15 protein-coding genes are annotated in these 15,304 nt (G+C 64.1%); 7 read left to right on the forward strand and 8 right to left on the reverse strand.

Annotated features, from left to right (window positions below):
* The first annotated feature begins 10 nt into the window (after window positions 1-10).
* From ACZ0AJ_RS18085 to ACZ0AJ_RS18095, 3 genes are all read left to right on the forward strand, one after another.
* On the forward strand, window positions 11-151 hold the full coding sequence (locus tag ACZ0AJ_RS18085) for a hypothetical protein (protein ID WP_258835903.1): 141 nt from the start codon (window positions 11-13) through the stop codon (window positions 149-151).
* Window positions 152-224: 73 nt separating this feature from the next.
* Window positions 225-818 (forward strand): hypothetical protein, encoded by a 594-nt coding sequence (locus tag ACZ0AJ_RS18090; RefSeq protein WP_499455851.1) that lies wholly within the window; start codon window positions 225-227, stop codon window positions 816-818.
* A gap of 19 nt (window positions 819-837) precedes the next feature.
* The gene (locus ACZ0AJ_RS18095) at window positions 838-1,482 is read left to right on the forward strand and encodes a hypothetical protein (protein ID WP_499455852.1); all 645 of its coding nucleotides are present in this window, start codon (window positions 838-840) and stop codon (window positions 1,480-1,482) included.
* 234 nt (window positions 1,483-1,716) lie between these two features.
* On the opposite strand, the gene rsmA is transcribed toward ACZ0AJ_RS18095, so the two are convergent.
* The 4 genes from rsmA to ACZ0AJ_RS18115 all read right to left on the reverse strand — a co-directional run bounded on the left by rsmA (window position 1,717) and on the right by ACZ0AJ_RS18115 (window position 7,352).
* On the reverse strand, window positions 1,717-2,493 hold the full coding sequence (gene rsmA / locus ACZ0AJ_RS18100; protein WP_499455853.1) for a 16S rRNA (adenine(1518)-N(6)/adenine(1519)-N(6))-dimethyltransferase RsmA: 777 nt from the start codon (window positions 2,491-2,493) through the stop codon (window positions 1,717-1,719).
* Window positions 2,494-2,507: 14 nt separating this feature from the next.
* Complete coding sequence (gene pdxA / locus ACZ0AJ_RS18105; RefSeq protein ID WP_499455854.1) at window positions 2,508-3,584, reverse strand: 4-hydroxythreonine-4-phosphate dehydrogenase PdxA; 1,077 nt, start codon at window positions 3,582-3,584, stop codon at window positions 2,508-2,510.
* 3 nt (window positions 3,585-3,587) lie between these two features.
* The gene (locus ACZ0AJ_RS18110; RefSeq protein WP_499455855.1) at window positions 3,588-5,000 is read right to left on the reverse strand and encodes a peptidylprolyl isomerase; all 1,413 of its coding nucleotides are present in this window, start codon (window positions 4,998-5,000) and stop codon (window positions 3,588-3,590) included.
* A 75-nt stretch (window positions 5,001-5,075) separates the two neighbouring features.
* Window positions 5,076-7,352, reverse strand: a complete 2,277-nt coding sequence (locus ACZ0AJ_RS18115) for an LPS-assembly protein LptD (protein WP_499455856.1) — start codon at window positions 7,350-7,352, stop codon at window positions 5,076-5,078.
* A gap of 113 nt (window positions 7,353-7,465) precedes the next feature.
* Between ACZ0AJ_RS18115 and ACZ0AJ_RS18120 the strand changes: the two genes are divergently transcribed.
* The 4 genes from ACZ0AJ_RS18120 to ACZ0AJ_RS18135 are packed head-to-tail and all read left to right on the forward strand — an operon-like array spanning window position 7,466 to window position 11,751.
* On the forward strand, window positions 7,466-8,530 hold the full coding sequence (locus ACZ0AJ_RS18120) for an aminoglycoside phosphotransferase family protein (RefSeq protein ID WP_499455857.1): 1,065 nt from the start codon (window positions 7,466-7,468) through the stop codon (window positions 8,528-8,530).
* Window positions 8,531-8,540: 10 nt separating this feature from the next.
* Complete coding sequence (gene murU / locus ACZ0AJ_RS18125; RefSeq protein ID WP_499455858.1) at window positions 8,541-9,263, forward strand: N-acetylmuramate alpha-1-phosphate uridylyltransferase MurU; 723 nt, start codon at window positions 8,541-8,543, stop codon at window positions 9,261-9,263.
* Window positions 9,260-10,606 (forward strand): Xaa-Pro aminopeptidase, encoded by a 1,347-nt coding sequence (pepP, locus tag ACZ0AJ_RS18130; protein ID WP_499455859.1) that lies wholly within the window; start codon window positions 9,260-9,262, stop codon window positions 10,604-10,606. Before murU ends, pepP begins: the two co-directional genes overlap by 4 nt.
* Complete coding sequence (locus tag ACZ0AJ_RS18135) at window positions 10,603-11,751, forward strand: FAD-dependent monooxygenase (protein ID WP_499455860.1); 1,149 nt, start codon at window positions 10,603-10,605, stop codon at window positions 11,749-11,751. Before pepP ends, ACZ0AJ_RS18135 begins: the two co-directional genes overlap by 4 nt.
* Before the next feature lie 226 nt (window positions 11,752-11,977).
* On the opposite strand, the gene ACZ0AJ_RS18140 is transcribed toward ACZ0AJ_RS18135, so the two are convergent.
* The 4 genes from ACZ0AJ_RS18140 to ACZ0AJ_RS18155 form a co-directional block, all read right to left on the reverse strand.
* Window positions 11,978-12,664, reverse strand: coding sequence for a type 1 glutamine amidotransferase domain-containing protein (locus ACZ0AJ_RS18140; protein WP_499455861.1), 687 nt, complete (start codon window positions 12,662-12,664; stop codon window positions 11,978-11,980).
* A gap of 89 nt (window positions 12,665-12,753) precedes the next feature.
* Window positions 12,754-13,359 (reverse strand): TetR/AcrR family transcriptional regulator, encoded by a 606-nt coding sequence (locus tag ACZ0AJ_RS18145; RefSeq protein WP_499455862.1) that lies wholly within the window; start codon window positions 13,357-13,359, stop codon window positions 12,754-12,756.
* 132 nt (window positions 13,360-13,491) lie between these two features.
* Window positions 13,492-14,949 carry an NAD(P)(+) transhydrogenase (Re/Si-specific) subunit beta gene (locus ACZ0AJ_RS18150; RefSeq protein WP_499455863.1) on the reverse strand — a complete coding sequence of 486 codons (1,458 nt, stop codon included), beginning with the start codon at window positions 14,947-14,949 and terminating at the stop codon, window positions 13,492-13,494.
* Window positions 14,946-15,266 (reverse strand): NAD(P) transhydrogenase subunit alpha part 2, encoded by a 321-nt coding sequence (locus ACZ0AJ_RS18155; protein WP_332533242.1) that lies wholly within the window; start codon window positions 15,264-15,266, stop codon window positions 14,946-14,948. The genes ACZ0AJ_RS18150 and ACZ0AJ_RS18155 overlap by 4 nt, the downstream gene beginning before the upstream one ends.
* Between the last annotated feature and the right edge of the window lie 38 nt (window positions 15,267-15,304).

Genomic DNA, 15,304 nt, shown 5'->3' on the forward strand with positions numbered 1-15,304 from the left:
GGAAACAGGCATGAAAAAACGCTACGCCAGCATAGCGATGCATACGGCCAAAAGCAAACCGCACGGCCTGCGCGTTGCTTATATGACATTGTGCTTACAACCTGATACACATGCAAATGGGACGCAAATGGACCGGTTGCCTAATAAATGAACTAAAATGTTGAGCGATTTTTTGATTCCAACCGCGCAGCCTGCGCTTTCCCGCTAGATTATTTGGAGAATATATGAAGAGTTCCTACCTGCGCGCAAGCGCAGCGCTGGCATGCGCGGTCGTGTTGACTGCTTGCGGTGGTGACGACGGCCAGTTGCTGCTGGGCGGCACGATTTCCGGCGTGACCAGGCCTGGCATGGTCCTGATGAATAACGGCGGCTCGGAGTTCGAGGTGCCGGTCCCGTCGAACGGTACCGGTGTGACCCAGTTCAGTTTCCCTCAGCTGATTTCGTCGGATGACAAGTATGATGTGCGGGTCAAGAGCGTACCGTCGAATGTGAACAAGGAAAGTTGCCGCTATCGTTACAACACTGGGCGCGCAGGCTTTAATGTCGTCAATATTGAGATCGCTTGCGACTTCAAAACGCAAGCCCTTGGCGGCACCGTCAGCAACCTCAAGAATGAATTGATCCTGGTAAACGGCTCTGACCGCGTCATCGTTCCAGCCGGTGCAACGACCTTTGCCATGGCCAGCGTCGCACAAGACGCGCCTTATGGCGTGTCGATTCTGGCAAACCCTGCCGGCCAAAGCTGCACCATCGCCAACGGCGTCGGCACCATGGGCGCGGCCGATGTGAACAACGTGACCGTCACGTGCGCACCTTAATTTTCCTGGAGTCAAACGCATGAAGTCTTCCCTGATCCGCCCGGCGCTTGCGCTGGCGCTGGCTGCAAGCCTGGCCGCCTGTGGCGGCAGCGACAAAGCCGAGTTCACCGTTGCCGGTTCGGTGAACGGCCTTGTTTATGATGGCCTGGTCCTGACCAATGCCGGCGTGCCATTGAAAGTCGCACCGCCAACCACGGCCGGCGCAGCGGTACGCTTCGCTTTCCCCGACAAGCTGGAATACGGCGACACCTATGACGTCCGGGTCCTCACGCACCCGGCGCACCAGTTCTGCGAGCCGAGCGCTCCGCCCGACGGTCTGTATGCCAACAACGCCGATACGGCGGGCCGCCTCAGGACGATCGATATCGCGATCGCCTGCAAGATCAGCGAATACACCGTCGGCGGCACGATCACCGGCCTGACTGGCGCCGGCCTGGTGCTGGCCAATGGCAGCACCGGTGGCACCTACACGGCTGCAACGCCGGCAACGCCACCTGCCACGACGCCGATTGCCTACGAGCTTCCGCCAGTACAATTCGGCAAGACCTATGGCGTCACGGTCACCAGGCAGCCGTCCGGCCAGGTTTGCACGGTCGCAAACCCGACCGGTACGATGGGTGACGCAAAAGTGCAAAACGTCAACGTTACCTGCGTCGCTGCCTAGTTCTGGAGAGTTATACGCAATTCTTATGTCGAGTATGCGAAAGGAAAATTGGACTTATATGCTGTAACGCAGCATACTGATCCTGTCTCCTCCAACTCTCCTCAGAAAAGAATTGGATTTCGGCCCGCTCTTGTAGCGGGCCTTTTTTTTTGCCCGTGCCAGCAGCGTGACCATGAAAAAAGCGCCCTGAAGGCGCTTTGATCAGGTGACATGGTGGCCAGACGGCCACGGCGGCTATGCCTGGCTTGGCAGATTGGCCAGCGCCACATACTGCGCCAGACTCACCGCTTCGGGCCGCACGCTCGGATCGATGCCCGCTTCCACCAGCTGCGCCTCGGTAAACATCCCCGCCACGCAATTGCGAATCACCTTGCGCCGCTGCGAGAAGGCCTTGGCGACCACCGCTTCGAGGCGCTTGCCGTCGCATGGCAGTTGCTGCTTGACGGGCACCATGCGCACAATGGCCGATTCCACCTGCGGCGGCGGATCGAATGCGGTAGGCGGCACGATGAACATCAGCGACATGTCGTAACGCCATTGCAGCATCACCGACAGGCGGCCGTAAGTTTTGCTGCCCGGCTCGGCCACCATGCGCTCGACCACTTCCTTTTGCAGCATGAAGTGCTGGTCTTCGATCAGGTGGGCGAAGTCCGCCAGATGAAACAGCAGCGGGCTGGAAATGTTGTACGGCAAATTGCCCACTACGCGCAGCTTCTGCCCCTCGCCCACCGGAATCGCGCCGAAGTCGAACTTCAGGGCGTCGCCCGAATGCACCGTCAGGCGCTCGCGCGGATAGGCTTTTTCCAGCCGCGTGACCAGGTCGCGGTCGAGCTCGACGACGTGCATGTGGTCGAGCTGCTTGAGCAGCAACGCCGTCATCGCGGCCAGGCCCGGTCCGATTTCGACCATGGTTTCGCCCTGGCGCGGTGCAATGGCGTCGATGATGTCGGAGAGGACTTGCTTGTCGGTCAGGAAGTTCTGGCCGAAGCGCTTGCGTGCTACGTGTTTCATGAATGCTTTCTTGATTATTTGATGCCGGCCGCGCGCTGCGCCAGCACCATGTGCATGGCGGCGCCGATCGCTTCGATCATGCTGCCGCAATCGGCCAGGCCGAGACCCTGCGCGGCCAGGTCGAGCGCGGTGCCATGGTCGACCGAGGTGCGGATCAAAGGCAGGCCGAGCGTGACATTAATGCCGCGCCCGAAGGTCGCGTGCTTGAGCACCGGCAAACCCTGGTCGTGGTACATCGCCAGCACGCAATCGGCGTCCTTCAGATACTTCGGCTGGAACAGCGTGTCGGCCGGATACGGGCCGCGTGCGTCGATGCCACGCGCACGCGCTGCCTCGAGCACCGGCGTGATGACGTCGATCTCCTCACGGCCCAGGTAACCGTTTTCACCCGCGTGCGGGTTCAGGCCGGTGACCAGGATGACGGGCGCGGCGATGCCGAACTTGGTGGTCAGATCGGCGTGCAGGATGTCGAGCACCTGGGTCAGGTTCTCGCGCGTGAGCGCGCCCGGGACGTCCTTCAGCGGCAGATGGGTCGTGGCGAGTGCAACGCGCAGATACGGTTGATCCCCGCCTGGCGCGCCGGCCAGCATCATCACCACTTTCGGGGTGCCGGTCTTCTCGGCCAGGTATTCGGTGTGGCCGGAAAACGCGACACCGGCATCGTTGATCGTGCTTTTCTGCAGTGGCGCAGTGACGATGCCGTCGAACCAGCCCCGCTCGCAGCCTTCGATCGCCAGGTCGAGCGTGGCCAGCACGGCGCGGCCATTCTCGGGATCGAGCCGGCCCGGCACCACGTGGGCGTCGAGCGGCACGTCGATGACGGCCAGCCGCGCGGCGCCAAAGTGCGGCAGGCCGCCATTGCGCAGCGCCTGGGTCGACAGGGCGGCCAGGCGGATGTCAGGGTCGATCAGGCTGGCAGTGAGCGCCAGGAAGGCAGCGTCGCCCACCAGCACGCAGTTGGCCTCATCGCGCATGGCCCAGGCGGCGCGGATCGCGATCTCGGGGCCGATGCCGGCCGGCTCGCCGACCGTGATCGCCAGCGTGGGCCGTTGGTGCGCCAGCGGGCGCACAGGCGCCTGCGGCGCGACCATTGCTTACTGCTCCTCGCGGAATTCGACGTAGGCGCGGTCGCGCACCTGGCGCATCCAGTCTTCCATCGCTTCCTGCATCTTGCGGTCACGCAGGACCTGGCGTGCCACGTTGCGCTCTTTCTGCTGCGTCACGTCTTCGCTCTTGCGCTCGACGACCTGGATCAGGTGGAAACCGAACGGCGACTGCACGATGTCGGACGTATCGCCTGGCTTGAGGGCGTTCATCGCGGTCTCGAATTCCGGCACGGTGTCGCCCGGATACAGCCAGCCCAGATCGCCGCCCTTGCTGGCCGAACCATCCTGCGAGTACTGGCGCGCCAGGTCTTCGAAGGTGCCGGCGTTGTTGGCCATTTTTTCCTTGATTTCCAGCAGCTTGCGCTTGACCTCGCCCTCGGTCATGGTCGGGGTGACCTTGAGCAGGATATGGCGTGCGCGCGTCTGCTCGACGACGGCCTTGTCGGTCTCGCTGGCCAGCGAACGCTTGCCGGCCAGTTTCAGGATGTGGAAGCCGACGTTGGTCTTGAGGATCGGCGTGACCTGGCCAGCTTCCAGCTTGCGCAGCTCGGTCGAGAAATTCGGTGGCAGACGGTCGGCATCGCGCCAGCCGATGTCGCCGCCCTTGAGCGCGTCCGGCGCGTCGGAATAGGTCGAGGCCATGCGGGCGAAGTCGGCGCCGGTGCGCAGCTGGCGCATCACTTCTTCGGCGCGCGCGGCGCGGGCAGCGATCTGCTCGGGCGACGCGTTCTCGGGCACGCGCACCAGGATCTGGGCGATGTTGACTTCGATACGGTCGGCAGCGGCGGCCTTGGCGGCAGCCATATAGGTGTCGATCTCGGCTTCCGAGACTTGCACCTTGCTGTCGACTTCGTGCTCGCGCAGGCGCTGCATCATGATTTCGTTGCGGATGTCTTCGCGGAAGCGCGAGAAGGGCATGCCTTCTTTTTCCATCTGGTTGCGCATGTCCTGTACCGACAGCTTCTGGTTCTCGGCGATGCGGCCGATCGTGGCGTCCAGCGTGCGGTCGTCGACCTTGACGCCCATCTCCTTGGCCAGCTGCAGCTGGGCGCGCTCGACGATCATCGCCTCGAGCACCTGGCGTTCCATCGTGGCGGTGTCGGGCATCTGGGCGTTACGCGCCTTCATGTTTGCCGTCACCTGGACCATGCGGCCAGCCACTTCGTTGCGCGTGATGACTTCATCGTTGACGACGACCTGGATCGAGTCGACCACCTTGGCATTGGCCGAGGCAGGCGGCAGGAAGCCCGTACCGGCGGCTGGCGTCGTGGCGGCCGGCGTGGTGGCGGCCGGCGTACCGGCGGCAGGCGCCGCGGCCTGGGCCAGGACCTGGCCGGCGCTCATCGCGCACAGCAGCGCGGCTGCCAACTGGAGAGACTGCAAACGGGTAGTACGCATCATCTGGAAAGCACTCATTTGAGGATTGTTCACGTCAGGTTGGACGACGAAGTATGGACACCGAGTCTGAAATTTGACTTAGGGCCGGCCGAGACCAGCGTTCAGTCGCGTATAACCCGGGACGCTCTTGTTGAACGACTCGAGCGGATTGCCCAGGCCCAGGCGCGACAAGCCATTGAGCTCGAGCTGGAAGAAGATCGGCGTCGACGTCGTCTGGGCCGCCGTCACGAAACGCTGCGCGCCCATTCGGAACACCCAGCAATCGGCCTGGTATTCAAGACCGATCAGGCTCTCGATCAGCTTGCTGCCGGTGGACGGATTGACCGCCTGCCCCACGCCATACGAGCGCAGCGCATAGCTGACACGCCCGACGCCATACCAGCGTCGCGAGATCGGATACTGCGCCGACAGGTCGATATTGCGGAAGCTGTCACGCTGATAACGATACTCGGCATTCACGGCCTTCATCTTCCCCGGACGCCACTGCACGCTCACGTTCGAGCTGTACAGACTGCTTCCGGCCGCATCGTATTGTACGCCGCTATCGAAGGTCCAGGACTCGGAAATGGTGCCGCCGGCGGCCAGCAGCAGGTCGTACCGGCTTTGCTGCGCCGCTTCGCCCGCAATGCGTACGCGCGGCTCTTCGAAGTACAGGCGCTGGCCAATGGCCAGGCGCAGGCGCTCGGCGCCGTCTTCCTGGATGAAGCGCGACACCAGCGCCGCGGTCAGCTGGTTGGCGTCGGACACGCGGTCCAGGCCAACGTAGCGGTTCTCGGAAAACAGCTGGGCATAATTGAAGCCCGAGCGGCCCGTGTCGAACAGCGGGACATCGTCCTGGTTTTCGTACGGCGTGTAGACATAGAACAGGCGCGGTTCGAGCGTCTGCGTGGTGGACTTGCCGAACAGCGAAGCATCGCGTTCGAACACCATGCCGCTGTCGAGTGACACCGTCGGAATCGTGCGCGTCAGCTTGGTCGGCTTGTTCAGGCGCGTCGCGTGATCGTCCAGATCGTACTGGGCCGCGTTGTACATCAGCTTGGGCGTGACGAACCAGCCCGGGCGCACGATCGGATAGCTGACCTGACCCTGGACCACGGCGCGCGAGCCGCCCACGTCGGTGGGGTGGGCGAAGCGGGTCGCCTCGGCGTCCACCGCCCAGTCGAAGCCCGCCACGTCGTAGCGCGCCGAACGGAAGTTAATCTGTGGCAGGCGGTCATACGGCCGCGGTACCGTCAGGCTTGGATTGGTGGCGGCCGCCGGATCCTGCAGCACCTGGTAATTCTGGGCGCGCGCGGACAGGCTCCAGTACTGGCCCGAGTAATCGGTGCGCAGTTCGCGCAGCAGCTGGCGCTCGGCGCTGGCGGCGACAGTGCGCGAAAAGTCGGACGGGTATTCATCGTCCGATGCGCCATGCAGGTTCCAGCCGTACGACCAGTTCGGCTTGATCGCGCCGTTGTGCAGCGAGTCGGCGCGCCAGCGCGTGGTGCCCGTCTGGCGGTCGTCCGGCAGCACTTCGACGTGGGTTTCACCGTTGTAGGTGCTGCCCAGGTAACGCCCGGTCGCGCCCAGCTGGAAACCGCGGTCGAACATCATGCGCGGGTACAACGTCAGGTCGCGGTTCGGTGCGATGTTGACGTAGTACGGCACCATCACCTCGGCCTTGCCCTGCGAGCCGAAGCCGACGGTCGGCGGCAGCCAGCCCGAACGGCGCTGACCCGACAGCGAGAACGACATCGCCGGCGTGCCCAGAATCGGCACGTCCTTGAAATAGATGACGGTCTTGCCGGCAGTGCCGACGTCGCGGCCCTTGTCCAGGCGCAGTGTGCTCGATTTCAGGTACCAGTCGGGATCCGGTCCTTCGCAGGTGCTGTAGGTACCGTCGCGCACGACGGCCTGCTGTTCACCCAGAAAGTCGATCCGGCTCGCCTGGCCCTGGGCATTGTTCGCCGCCATGAAATAGGTCGGGTTGAGCAGGTAGCCCTTGCCCGTTTCGAGGTTCAGCTGCAGCTCGTCGCCCTTGTAGCGGTCGCCAAAGCGCCACATGTCGACGTTGCCGGAGGCCGTGACCTGGTCTTCGACGATCAGGTAGCAGGCCGTGTCGGCGGTCATGCCGGTCTGGCCGCGCGTGATCTCGACGTTACGGGAGAGATCGAGCCGGCGGTCGGGCCGGCCGGCGATATCCTCGGCCTTGACGGTGACGGGAAGGTCGTCCTCGGCCTGGGCCGTTGGTGCAGGGGCGGTGACGTTGACGGTGGCGGGCGTCTGGGCGAACGCAGGCATTGCAGTGACCGAAGCCATTGCATACAGTGCGAGCACGTGTCGTGGTGGGAATGGTTGGGCCGAGGACCAGCTCATGGAAAATCGCAGCTCATGGAGAATCGACGTGCGCCATAAAGGGCGGTTTTTTTGGGATGAATCCCTTATTATAGGGGAATTAGTTCAACCAACCGGATTCATCAGGCCGCTTCATGTCATCTTTGTCTCAAAACCTTTCCGCCTCCGCCGACGCAGTGCCAGATACCCGGCTGTCGCAACTGAACGAATGGCTGGCCACGACCGGCCTGGTCGATGTCGCGTCCGGCCGCCGCGCCTCCGTCGACGCCAGTTTCCGGCGCTATTTCCGCTACGACGTCGTGGCCGATATGCAGGCCAAGCTGGGCGCAACGCTGGTCGCGATGGATGCCCCGCCAGAGCGCGAGAACGTGCCGGCCTTCATCCACGTGCAGGGCTTGCTGCTCGAGGCCGGCGTGAGCGTGCCGGCGATCGCCGCACGCAACGTCGAACAGGGCTTCCTGCTGCTGTCCGATCTGGGCAACACCACCTACCTGTCGCGCCTGTCCATCGACAATGCCGCCTTCATGTATTCGGACGCCGTCGATGCGCTGCTCAAGTTCCAGATGGCCAGCCAGCCGGACGTGCTGCCCGAGTTCGACCGCGCCTTCGTCATGCGCGAGCTGGGCATCTTCCCCGAGTGGTACCTGGGCAAGCACCTGGGCGTGACGCTCGACGACAAGCAGCAGGCGCAGCTCAATGGCGTATTCGAAGCCATTGCCGCCAACGTGCTGGCGCAGCAGCAGGTGTTCATGCACCGCGATTTCCATTCGCGCAACCTGATGTTCCTCGACCAGCACAACCCGGGCGTGATCGACTTCCAGGACGCCGTGTATGGCCCGGTCACGTACGACCTGGCCTCGCTCCTGCGCGACGCTTACATCCAGTGGGACGAAGACATGGTGCTCGACTGGGTGGTGCGCTACTGGCAAAGCGCCAAAAGCGTCGGCTTGCCGGTCAATCCGGACATCGACGCGTTCTACCGCGACTTCGAATACATGGCCCTGCAGCGCCACCTGAAAATCCTCGGCATCTTCTGCCGCCTGAACTACCGCGATAACAAGGCCCACTACATGGGCGACCTGCCGACGGTGCTCGACTACGTGCGCAAGACCGCCAACCGCTACAACGAACTCAAGCCGCTGCTGCGCCTGCTCGACGCAATCGACGACAAGCCGCAACAGTTCGGCTACACCTTCTAAGGCAACCATCATGAAAGCGATGATTTTTGCCGCCGGCCGCGGCGAGCGCATGCGGCCACTCACCGATACCTGCCCGAAGCCCCTGCTCAAGGTGCGCGGCCGGCCCCTGATCACCTGGCACGTGCTGAACCTGGTGCGCGCCGGGATCGTCGACATCGTCATCAACCACTCGCACCTGGGCCACATGATCGAGGCCGAGCTGGGCGACGGCAGCCGCTACGGCGCGCGCATCGTCTACTCGCACGAACCGAGCCCGCTCGAGACGGCCGGCGGCGTGGCCAATGCGCTGCACCTGCTGGGCGACGAACCCTTCTTGGCCGTGTCGGGCGACATCTATGCGCCCTACTTCGACTTCACCGAGGCGCTCGACGCGCTCAAGGACAAGGACGCGGTGGGCCAGGTCTATGCAGTCGACCAGCGCGACATCGCCTGGCTGTGGCTCACGCCGAACCCGTGGCACAACCCGGAAGGCGACTTCGCGCTCGACATGTACACGCTGCGCAACGAGGGTGACGTCAAGTTCAATTTCGCCGGCATCGGTGTCTACCGGCCCGAGATGTTCGATGGCATCCGCGCGGGCGAGTTCGTCAAGTTCGGGCTCCTAATGCGCCAGTACATCGAGCAGGGTCGCATCGGCGGCGAGGTGTATCACGGCCAGTGGGTCAATGTCGGCACCGTCGGCCAGCTGGAAGAACTGAACGCGCCGCTGCGGCCGGCCAAGTCGGCGCCATGATGCCGGCCGGCGCCGTGCATGCGGACCGGCGCGCGCGCGTGCTGGCGCAGATGCAGCCAGGCGCAGTGGCGGTGCTGGGCACGGCGCCCGAAGTCATGCGCAATGGCGACAGCCCGTATCCGTACCGGCACGACAGCTATTTTTACTACCTGAGCGGGTTCGCCGAGCCTGACAGCGTCCTCGTGCTGGTGGCAGCGCTCGATGCGCGCCCTGCCCGCGCGATCCTGTTCTGCCGCGCGAAAGACCACGACCATGAAATCTGGGACGGCTTTCGCTACGGGCCCGATGCGGCGCGCACGGCATTCGGGTTCGACGAGGCGTATCCGGTCGACGAACTCGATCACCGCATGGTCGGCATCCTGTCGAATGCACCGGCGCTGTACTACGCGTCGGGCCACAGCGCAGCGCTCGATGCGCAGATCACCGGCTGGCTGAAGGGCGTACGCGCGCTGGGCCGCACGGGCGTGACGGCGCCGGCAACGACGCATCACCTCTTGGTGCTGCTGGACGAGATGCGGCTGTTGAAGGATGCGCACGAAGTGGACCTGATGGCGCGCGCCGGCGCCATCTCGGCTGCGGCGCATGCGCGCGCAATGCGCGCCACGCGCCCCGGCATGGTCGAATACGAGATCGAGGCCGAACTGCTGCACGAGTTTCGCCGCAACGGCGCGCAGGCGCCAGCGTATTCGCCCATCGTCGCATCGGGCCCGAATGCCTGCGTGCTGCACTACATTGCCAACGACCGCCGCATTCTCGACGGCGAACTGGTACTGATCGACGCCGGCTGCGAAATCGATGGCTACGCGGGCGACATCACGCGCACCTATCCGGCCAACGGCCGCTTCACGGCGCCGCAGCGCACGCTGTACGAACTGGTGCTGCGCGCTCAGGCTGCGGCGCTGGCGGCCGTCCGGCCCGGGCAACCGTACAGCGGCATCCACGAGGCGGCAGTGCAGGTGCTGACCGAAGGGATGCTCGACCTGGGCCTGCTCGACAAACGCAAGGTCGGCTCGATCGACGAGGCGATCGGCACGCGCGCATTCGCCCAGTTCTACATGCACGGCACCGGCCACTGGCTCGGGATGGACGTGCACGATGTGGGCGTGTACCGCGATCTGGCGCTGGCCGAGAAACCATCGCGCGCGCTGCAGCCGGGCATGGCGCTGACCGTGGAGCCGGGCATCTATGTGCGGCCGGCCGACGGCGTGCCCGAAGAATACTGGAACATCGGCATCCGGATCGAGGACGACGTCGTCGTTACCGATACGGGTGCGCGCATCCTGACGGACGACGTACCGAAAGACGTGGCGGAGATTGAAGCATGGATGAAGGCAGCACGATGACGAACCAAACTTACGACGTCGATGTGGCGATTTGCGGCGCAGGGCCGGTGGGCCTGGCGCTGGCGGCTTTCCTGGTACGGCGCGGCATCGCCGGGGCGCGTATCGCGCTTATCGACGGCAAGTCGCTGGGCCAGGCGATTACAGATCCGCGTTCGATTGCGCTGTCGTGGGGCAGCGCGCAACTGCTGCAAGAGGTGGGCGCCTGGCCGCTGGCCGCCACGCCGATCCACGAGATCCACGTCTCGCGCCGCGGCCAGCTGGGCCGCAGCCTGATGCAGCGCGAAGACCACGATGTGCCGGCCCTGGGCTACGTGACGCGCTACGGCGCCGTCGTCGACGCACTGGCGAAGGTGGGCGAGCAGGCCGGCGTCTTGATGCTGCGCCCGGCGCGCGTGACGTCGCTCGATGAACAGCCGGATGCAGCGCTGCTGCACCTGGACGATGGCAGCACGGTGCGTGCACGGGTGGCAGTGCAGGCCGAAGGCGGCCTGTTTGGCGCGCAGGACCAGCGCGCTCGCAGCCGCGACTACGAGCAGAGCGCCGTGATCGCGCGCGTGACGACGGCGCTGCCGATTGCGCACCGCGCGTTTGAACGCTTCACCGACGAAGGCCCGCTGGCACTGCTGCCCGAAGACGGCGCCGATGGCCACCAGTACGCGCTGGTCTGGTGCATGCGCCCGGAACGCGCACAAGCGATCCTGGCGCTGGACGACACCCATTTCCTGACGCAGCTGGGCGAGGCGTTCGGCGCCCGCCTGGGCGCCTTCACGAAAGTATCGCCGCGCAGCGCGTTCCCGCTCGGCCTGAACGCCGAAGCACGGGCCACGGCGCGCACGGTCGCCATCGGCAATGCCGCGCAAACGCTGCACCCGGTAGCAGGCCAGGGCCTGAACCTGGGCCTGCGCGACGCCGCGGTGCTGGCACGCCAGCTGGCGCGCGGGACGGATGCGCAAGCCATCGCCCGCTTCACAGAAGACCGCGCAGGCGACCGCCGCACGACCATCGGCCTGACCGACACGATGGCCCGCGCCTTCACGATCCGCGGCCCGCTGCAACCGCTGCTCGGCCTGGGCCTGGCCGCCCTCGACCTGACCCGCCCTGCCCGCACGCTGCTGGCCGACCTGATGATGTTCGGCCGCCGCTAACCCGGAGCAATTACCCAACAATTGGGGTCAGAGTCGAATTGTTTGACAACGTTTTATTAAATGGCCGCCAATACATTGCCAACGGCGATGTATTGGCGGCTGCCATGTCAGTAGCGTAGGGTGGACGGCTGCGCCGTCCACGCGTTCAAATCCACGTGATGTCGTGGTGCGTCACAGTTTGTCAAACGCGTGGGCGGGAAACCCGCCCACCCTACGATCAACTGATTCAATTCGACCGCGACAGCGCTTCCAGCAGCTTGGTGGCAGTGGCCGCCGACGAACCCGGATTCTGGCCGGTAATCAGCAAGCCATCAGTGACCACATACGAACCCCAGTCATCGGTGCGCGAATAGTTACCGCCTTTTGCCTTGAGCTCGTCTTCCACCAGGAATGGCACGATGTCCGTCAGTTCAACGGCGGCTTCTTCGGTGTTGGTGAAGCCCGTGACGCGCTTGCCCTGCACGAGTGGCGTGCCGTCGGCATTCTTTACGTGACGCAGCACGCCCGGTGCGTGGCACACCAGCGCCACCGGCTTGTTCGCAGCGATGAACGACTCGATCAGCGCGATCGAGTTGCGGTCTTCGGCCAGGTCCCACAGCGGTCCGTGGCCGCCCGGGTAAAACACGGCATCGAAGTCGCCCTGCGAGACGGTGTCGAGACGCACGGTCGCAGCCAGTTGCTCGTTCGCCGCAGCATCGGCCTTGAAGCGGCGGGTGTCATCGGTCTGGGCCGATGCATCATCACTCTTCGGGTCGAGCGGTGGCTGGCCGCCGGCAGGCGAAGCCAGCACGATGTTGGCGCCGGCTTCCTTCAGCGCGTAATACGGGGCGGCCAGCTCTTCGAGCCAGAAGCCGGTCTTGCGGCCGGTGTTGCCCAGGGTGTCGTGCGAGGTGAGTACGATCAGAATGTTCATGGTGTGGCTCCTTGTTGTTGATGTTAATAGACCAGTCGTCTAGATTGTGTGTCAAAAAAACGCTTCGTGTGAAGCGTTCGATATTCGTGTTATTCCGGCAATTGCAACAGGCGCCGCGTAGTCGCCAGCGCAGCATCAAACGCTACTGCATCCCGCGCGATCTTGGCCATGAGGCTGGCGCCCAGCCACAGCTGGTACAGACTCTGCGCCACCTGCCCGGCCTCGCCCTCCACCTTCAGCGAACCGTCGGCGATGCCGCCTTCAATGGCCTCGGCCAGACGGGCAACGATACCGGCGGTGCCTTGCTTGAGCGTCAGGCGCATCGGCTCGGACAGATCGACTACTTCCGCGCCCAGCTTGACGGCCAGGCACTTGCCCTGGCAATCATCAAATGACTGGTTCGTGCGCCATTGCCCGAAGTAGGTCAGCAATTTGCTGGCCATCCTCGCATCCGGATTGCGCAGCGTGACGTCCATCTCCGCCAGATAGGCCTCGAAATACCTGGCCAGCAGCGCTTCGCCAAAGGCATCCTTCGAGCCGAAGTAATGGTAGAACGATCCCTTGGGCACGCCGGCCGAGACCAGTATCTCGTTCAGGCCCACGGCCGAGAACCCTTTGCCAGCCATGATGCGTTGCCCGACGTCGAGGATAGTGTCACGAACGCCTGACGATTCGGATGTCAATGCTTTTGCCATGAACCTACTATACAGCAAAATTAGACCAGTCGTCTAGCGCCGCACTCAAACGAGTCGCCAGGCTGGATGGCCAGCGTTCCTGAGGGCTATTAGCCAATAATTCGACTCTGACCCTAATTGTTGGGCTATTGCTTAGTCGACGGCTTTGACCATCGCTTCGATGACTTTTTTGGCGTCGCCGAAGACCATCATCGTGTTGGGCTGGTAGAACAGGTCGTTGTCCAGGCCCGCGTAGCCGGAGGCCATCGAGCGTTTGTTGACGATGATGCTTTTGGCCCGGTAGGCTTCCAGGATCGGCATGCCTGCAATCGCCGACTTCGGGTCTTTTGCGGCCGGGTTCACCACATCGTTGGCGCCCAGGACCAGGACCACATCGGTCTGGCCGAATTCGCCGTTGATGTCTTCCATCTCGGCCACCTGATCGTACGGTACTTCGGCTTCCGCCAGCAGCACGTTCATGTGGCCCGGCATACGCCCGGCCACGGGGTGGATCGCGTAGCGCACCGTCACGCCGTGGGCGGTCAGCTTGTCGACCAGTTCCTTGACCGTGTGCTGTGCGCGCGCCACGGCCAGGCCGTAACCGGGGACGATGATCACCGATTCGGCATTCTGCAGGATGAACGCGGCGTCTTCGGCCGAGCCGGATTTGACGGGCCGCTGCTCTTTCGCGCCACCCGCGTCGGCCACCGCTTCGCCGCCAAAGCCGCCCAGCAGCACATTGAAGAACGAGCGGTTCATCGCCTTGCACATGATGTACGAGAGGATCGCGCCGCTCGAGCCTACCAGCGAGCCGGCGATGATCAGCATGGCGTTGTTCAGCGAGAAGCCGATCCCCGCCGCCGCCCAGCCCGAGTACGAGTTGAGCATCGATACCACCACCGGCATATCGGCCCCGCCGATCGGGATGATGATCAACACGCCCAGCACGAACGCCAGCGCCGCCATCACGATGAACGCGCCCCATGCGGGTTCAAGGCCATCGGTAAAGCAGAAGACCAGCCCCAGCGCGACAATCGCGATGGCGACGAACAGATTCAGGATGTGCTGGCCCGCAAAGCGCACCGGTGCGCCCTGGAACAGGCGAAACTTGTACTTGCCCGACAGCTTGCCGAAGGCGATGACCGAGCCCGAAAACGTCACCGCACCGACGAACGTGCCGATGAACAGCTCGAGCCGGTTCCCGAATGGCAGCGGTTCGCCCCGCGTCGTGATGTTGAAGGCCCACGGCTCGGCCACTGCCGCGATCGCGATGCAGACGGCGGCGAGCCCGATCAGCGAGTGCATCGCCGCGACCAGCTCCGGCATCTTGGTCATCTCGACTTTTTTCGCGGCGGTGGCGCCAATCGCGCCGCCCACGACCACGCCCAGCAGCACCAGGCCGAATCCCAGTCCCCCGCCCTGCTGCAGCCGCTCCTGCAGCTTGAGCATCAGCGCGACCGTGGTGAGCACCGCGATCGCCATGCCGGCCATCCCGAATGCATTGCCCAGGCGCGCCGTCGATGGCGACGACAAGCCCTTGAGCGCCTGGATGAAGCACACCGAGGCGACCAGATAGAACAGCGTGACCAGGTTCATGCTGATGGCGTTCATGCCGCATCCTCCTGCTTCGGCGCGGCCTTGGGCGCCTTCTTGCGGAACATCTCCAGCATGCGCTGCGTGACGAGGAAGCCACCAAACACGTTCACGGCCGCCAGAGCCACGGCCAGCGTGCCTGCCACGCGCCCCGTCAAGCCTTCGGTCAGGCCCGCGGCCAGCATGGCGCCGACAATGACGATCGCCGAAATCGCGTTGGTGACCGCCATCAGGGGCGTGTGCAGCGCCGGTGTAACGGTCCAGACCACGTGGTAGCCGACGTAGATCGCCAGCACGAAGATGATCAGGTTGATGACGGTGTGGCTGATGTCCATGGTGTCTCCTGTCCGTTCTTGTCAACGATGCCAACGTC

It is taken from the genome of Telluria sp. AC161 (assembly GCF_979258535.1).

What these genes read in the sequence shown, in the direction of transcription:
- ACZ0AJ_RS18085 (WP_258835903.1), top strand. Translation starts at nt 11, where the DNA reads ATGAAAAAACGCTACGCCAGCATAGCGATGCATACGGCCAAAAGCAAA.
- ACZ0AJ_RS18090 (WP_499455851.1), top strand. Translation starts at nt 225, where the DNA reads ATGAAGAGTTCCTACCTGCGCGCAAGCGCAGCGCTGGCATGCGCGGTC.
- ACZ0AJ_RS18095 (WP_499455852.1), top strand. Translation starts at nt 838, where the DNA reads ATGAAGTCTTCCCTGATCCGCCCGGCGCTTGCGCTGGCGCTGGCTGCA.
- rsmA (WP_499455853.1), bottom strand. Translation starts at nt 2,493, where the DNA reads ATGAAACACGTAGCACGCAAGCGCTTCGGCCAGAACTTCCTGACCGAC.
- pdxA (WP_499455854.1), bottom strand. Translation starts at nt 3,584, where the DNA reads ATGGTCGCGCCGCAGGCGCCTGTGCGCCCGCTGGCGCACCAACGGCCC.
- ACZ0AJ_RS18110 (WP_499455855.1), bottom strand. Translation starts at nt 5,000, where the DNA reads ATGATGCGTACTACCCGTTTGCAGTCTCTCCAGTTGGCAGCCGCGCTG.
- ACZ0AJ_RS18115 (WP_499455856.1), bottom strand. Translation starts at nt 7,352, where the DNA reads ATGAGCTGGTCCTCGGCCCAACCATTCCCACCACGACACGTGCTCGCA.
- ACZ0AJ_RS18120 (WP_499455857.1), top strand. Translation starts at nt 7,466, where the DNA reads ATGTCATCTTTGTCTCAAAACCTTTCCGCCTCCGCCGACGCAGTGCCA.
- murU (WP_499455858.1), top strand. Translation starts at nt 8,541, where the DNA reads ATGAAAGCGATGATTTTTGCCGCCGGCCGCGGCGAGCGCATGCGGCCA.
- pepP (WP_499455859.1), top strand. Translation starts at nt 9,260, where the DNA reads ATGATGCCGGCCGGCGCCGTGCATGCGGACCGGCGCGCGCGCGTGCTG.
- ACZ0AJ_RS18135 (WP_499455860.1), top strand. Translation starts at nt 10,603, where the DNA reads ATGACGAACCAAACTTACGACGTCGATGTGGCGATTTGCGGCGCAGGG.
- ACZ0AJ_RS18140 (WP_499455861.1), bottom strand. Translation starts at nt 12,664, where the DNA reads ATGAACATTCTGATCGTACTCACCTCGCACGACACCCTGGGCAACACC.
- ACZ0AJ_RS18145 (WP_499455862.1), bottom strand. Translation starts at nt 13,359, where the DNA reads ATGGCAAAAGCATTGACATCCGAATCGTCAGGCGTTCGTGACACTATC.
- ACZ0AJ_RS18150 (WP_499455863.1), bottom strand. Translation starts at nt 14,949, where the DNA reads ATGAACGCCATCAGCATGAACCTGGTCACGCTGTTCTATCTGGTCGCC.
- ACZ0AJ_RS18155 (WP_332533242.1), bottom strand. Translation starts at nt 15,266, where the DNA reads ATGGACATCAGCCACACCGTCATCAACCTGATCATCTTCGTGCTGGCG.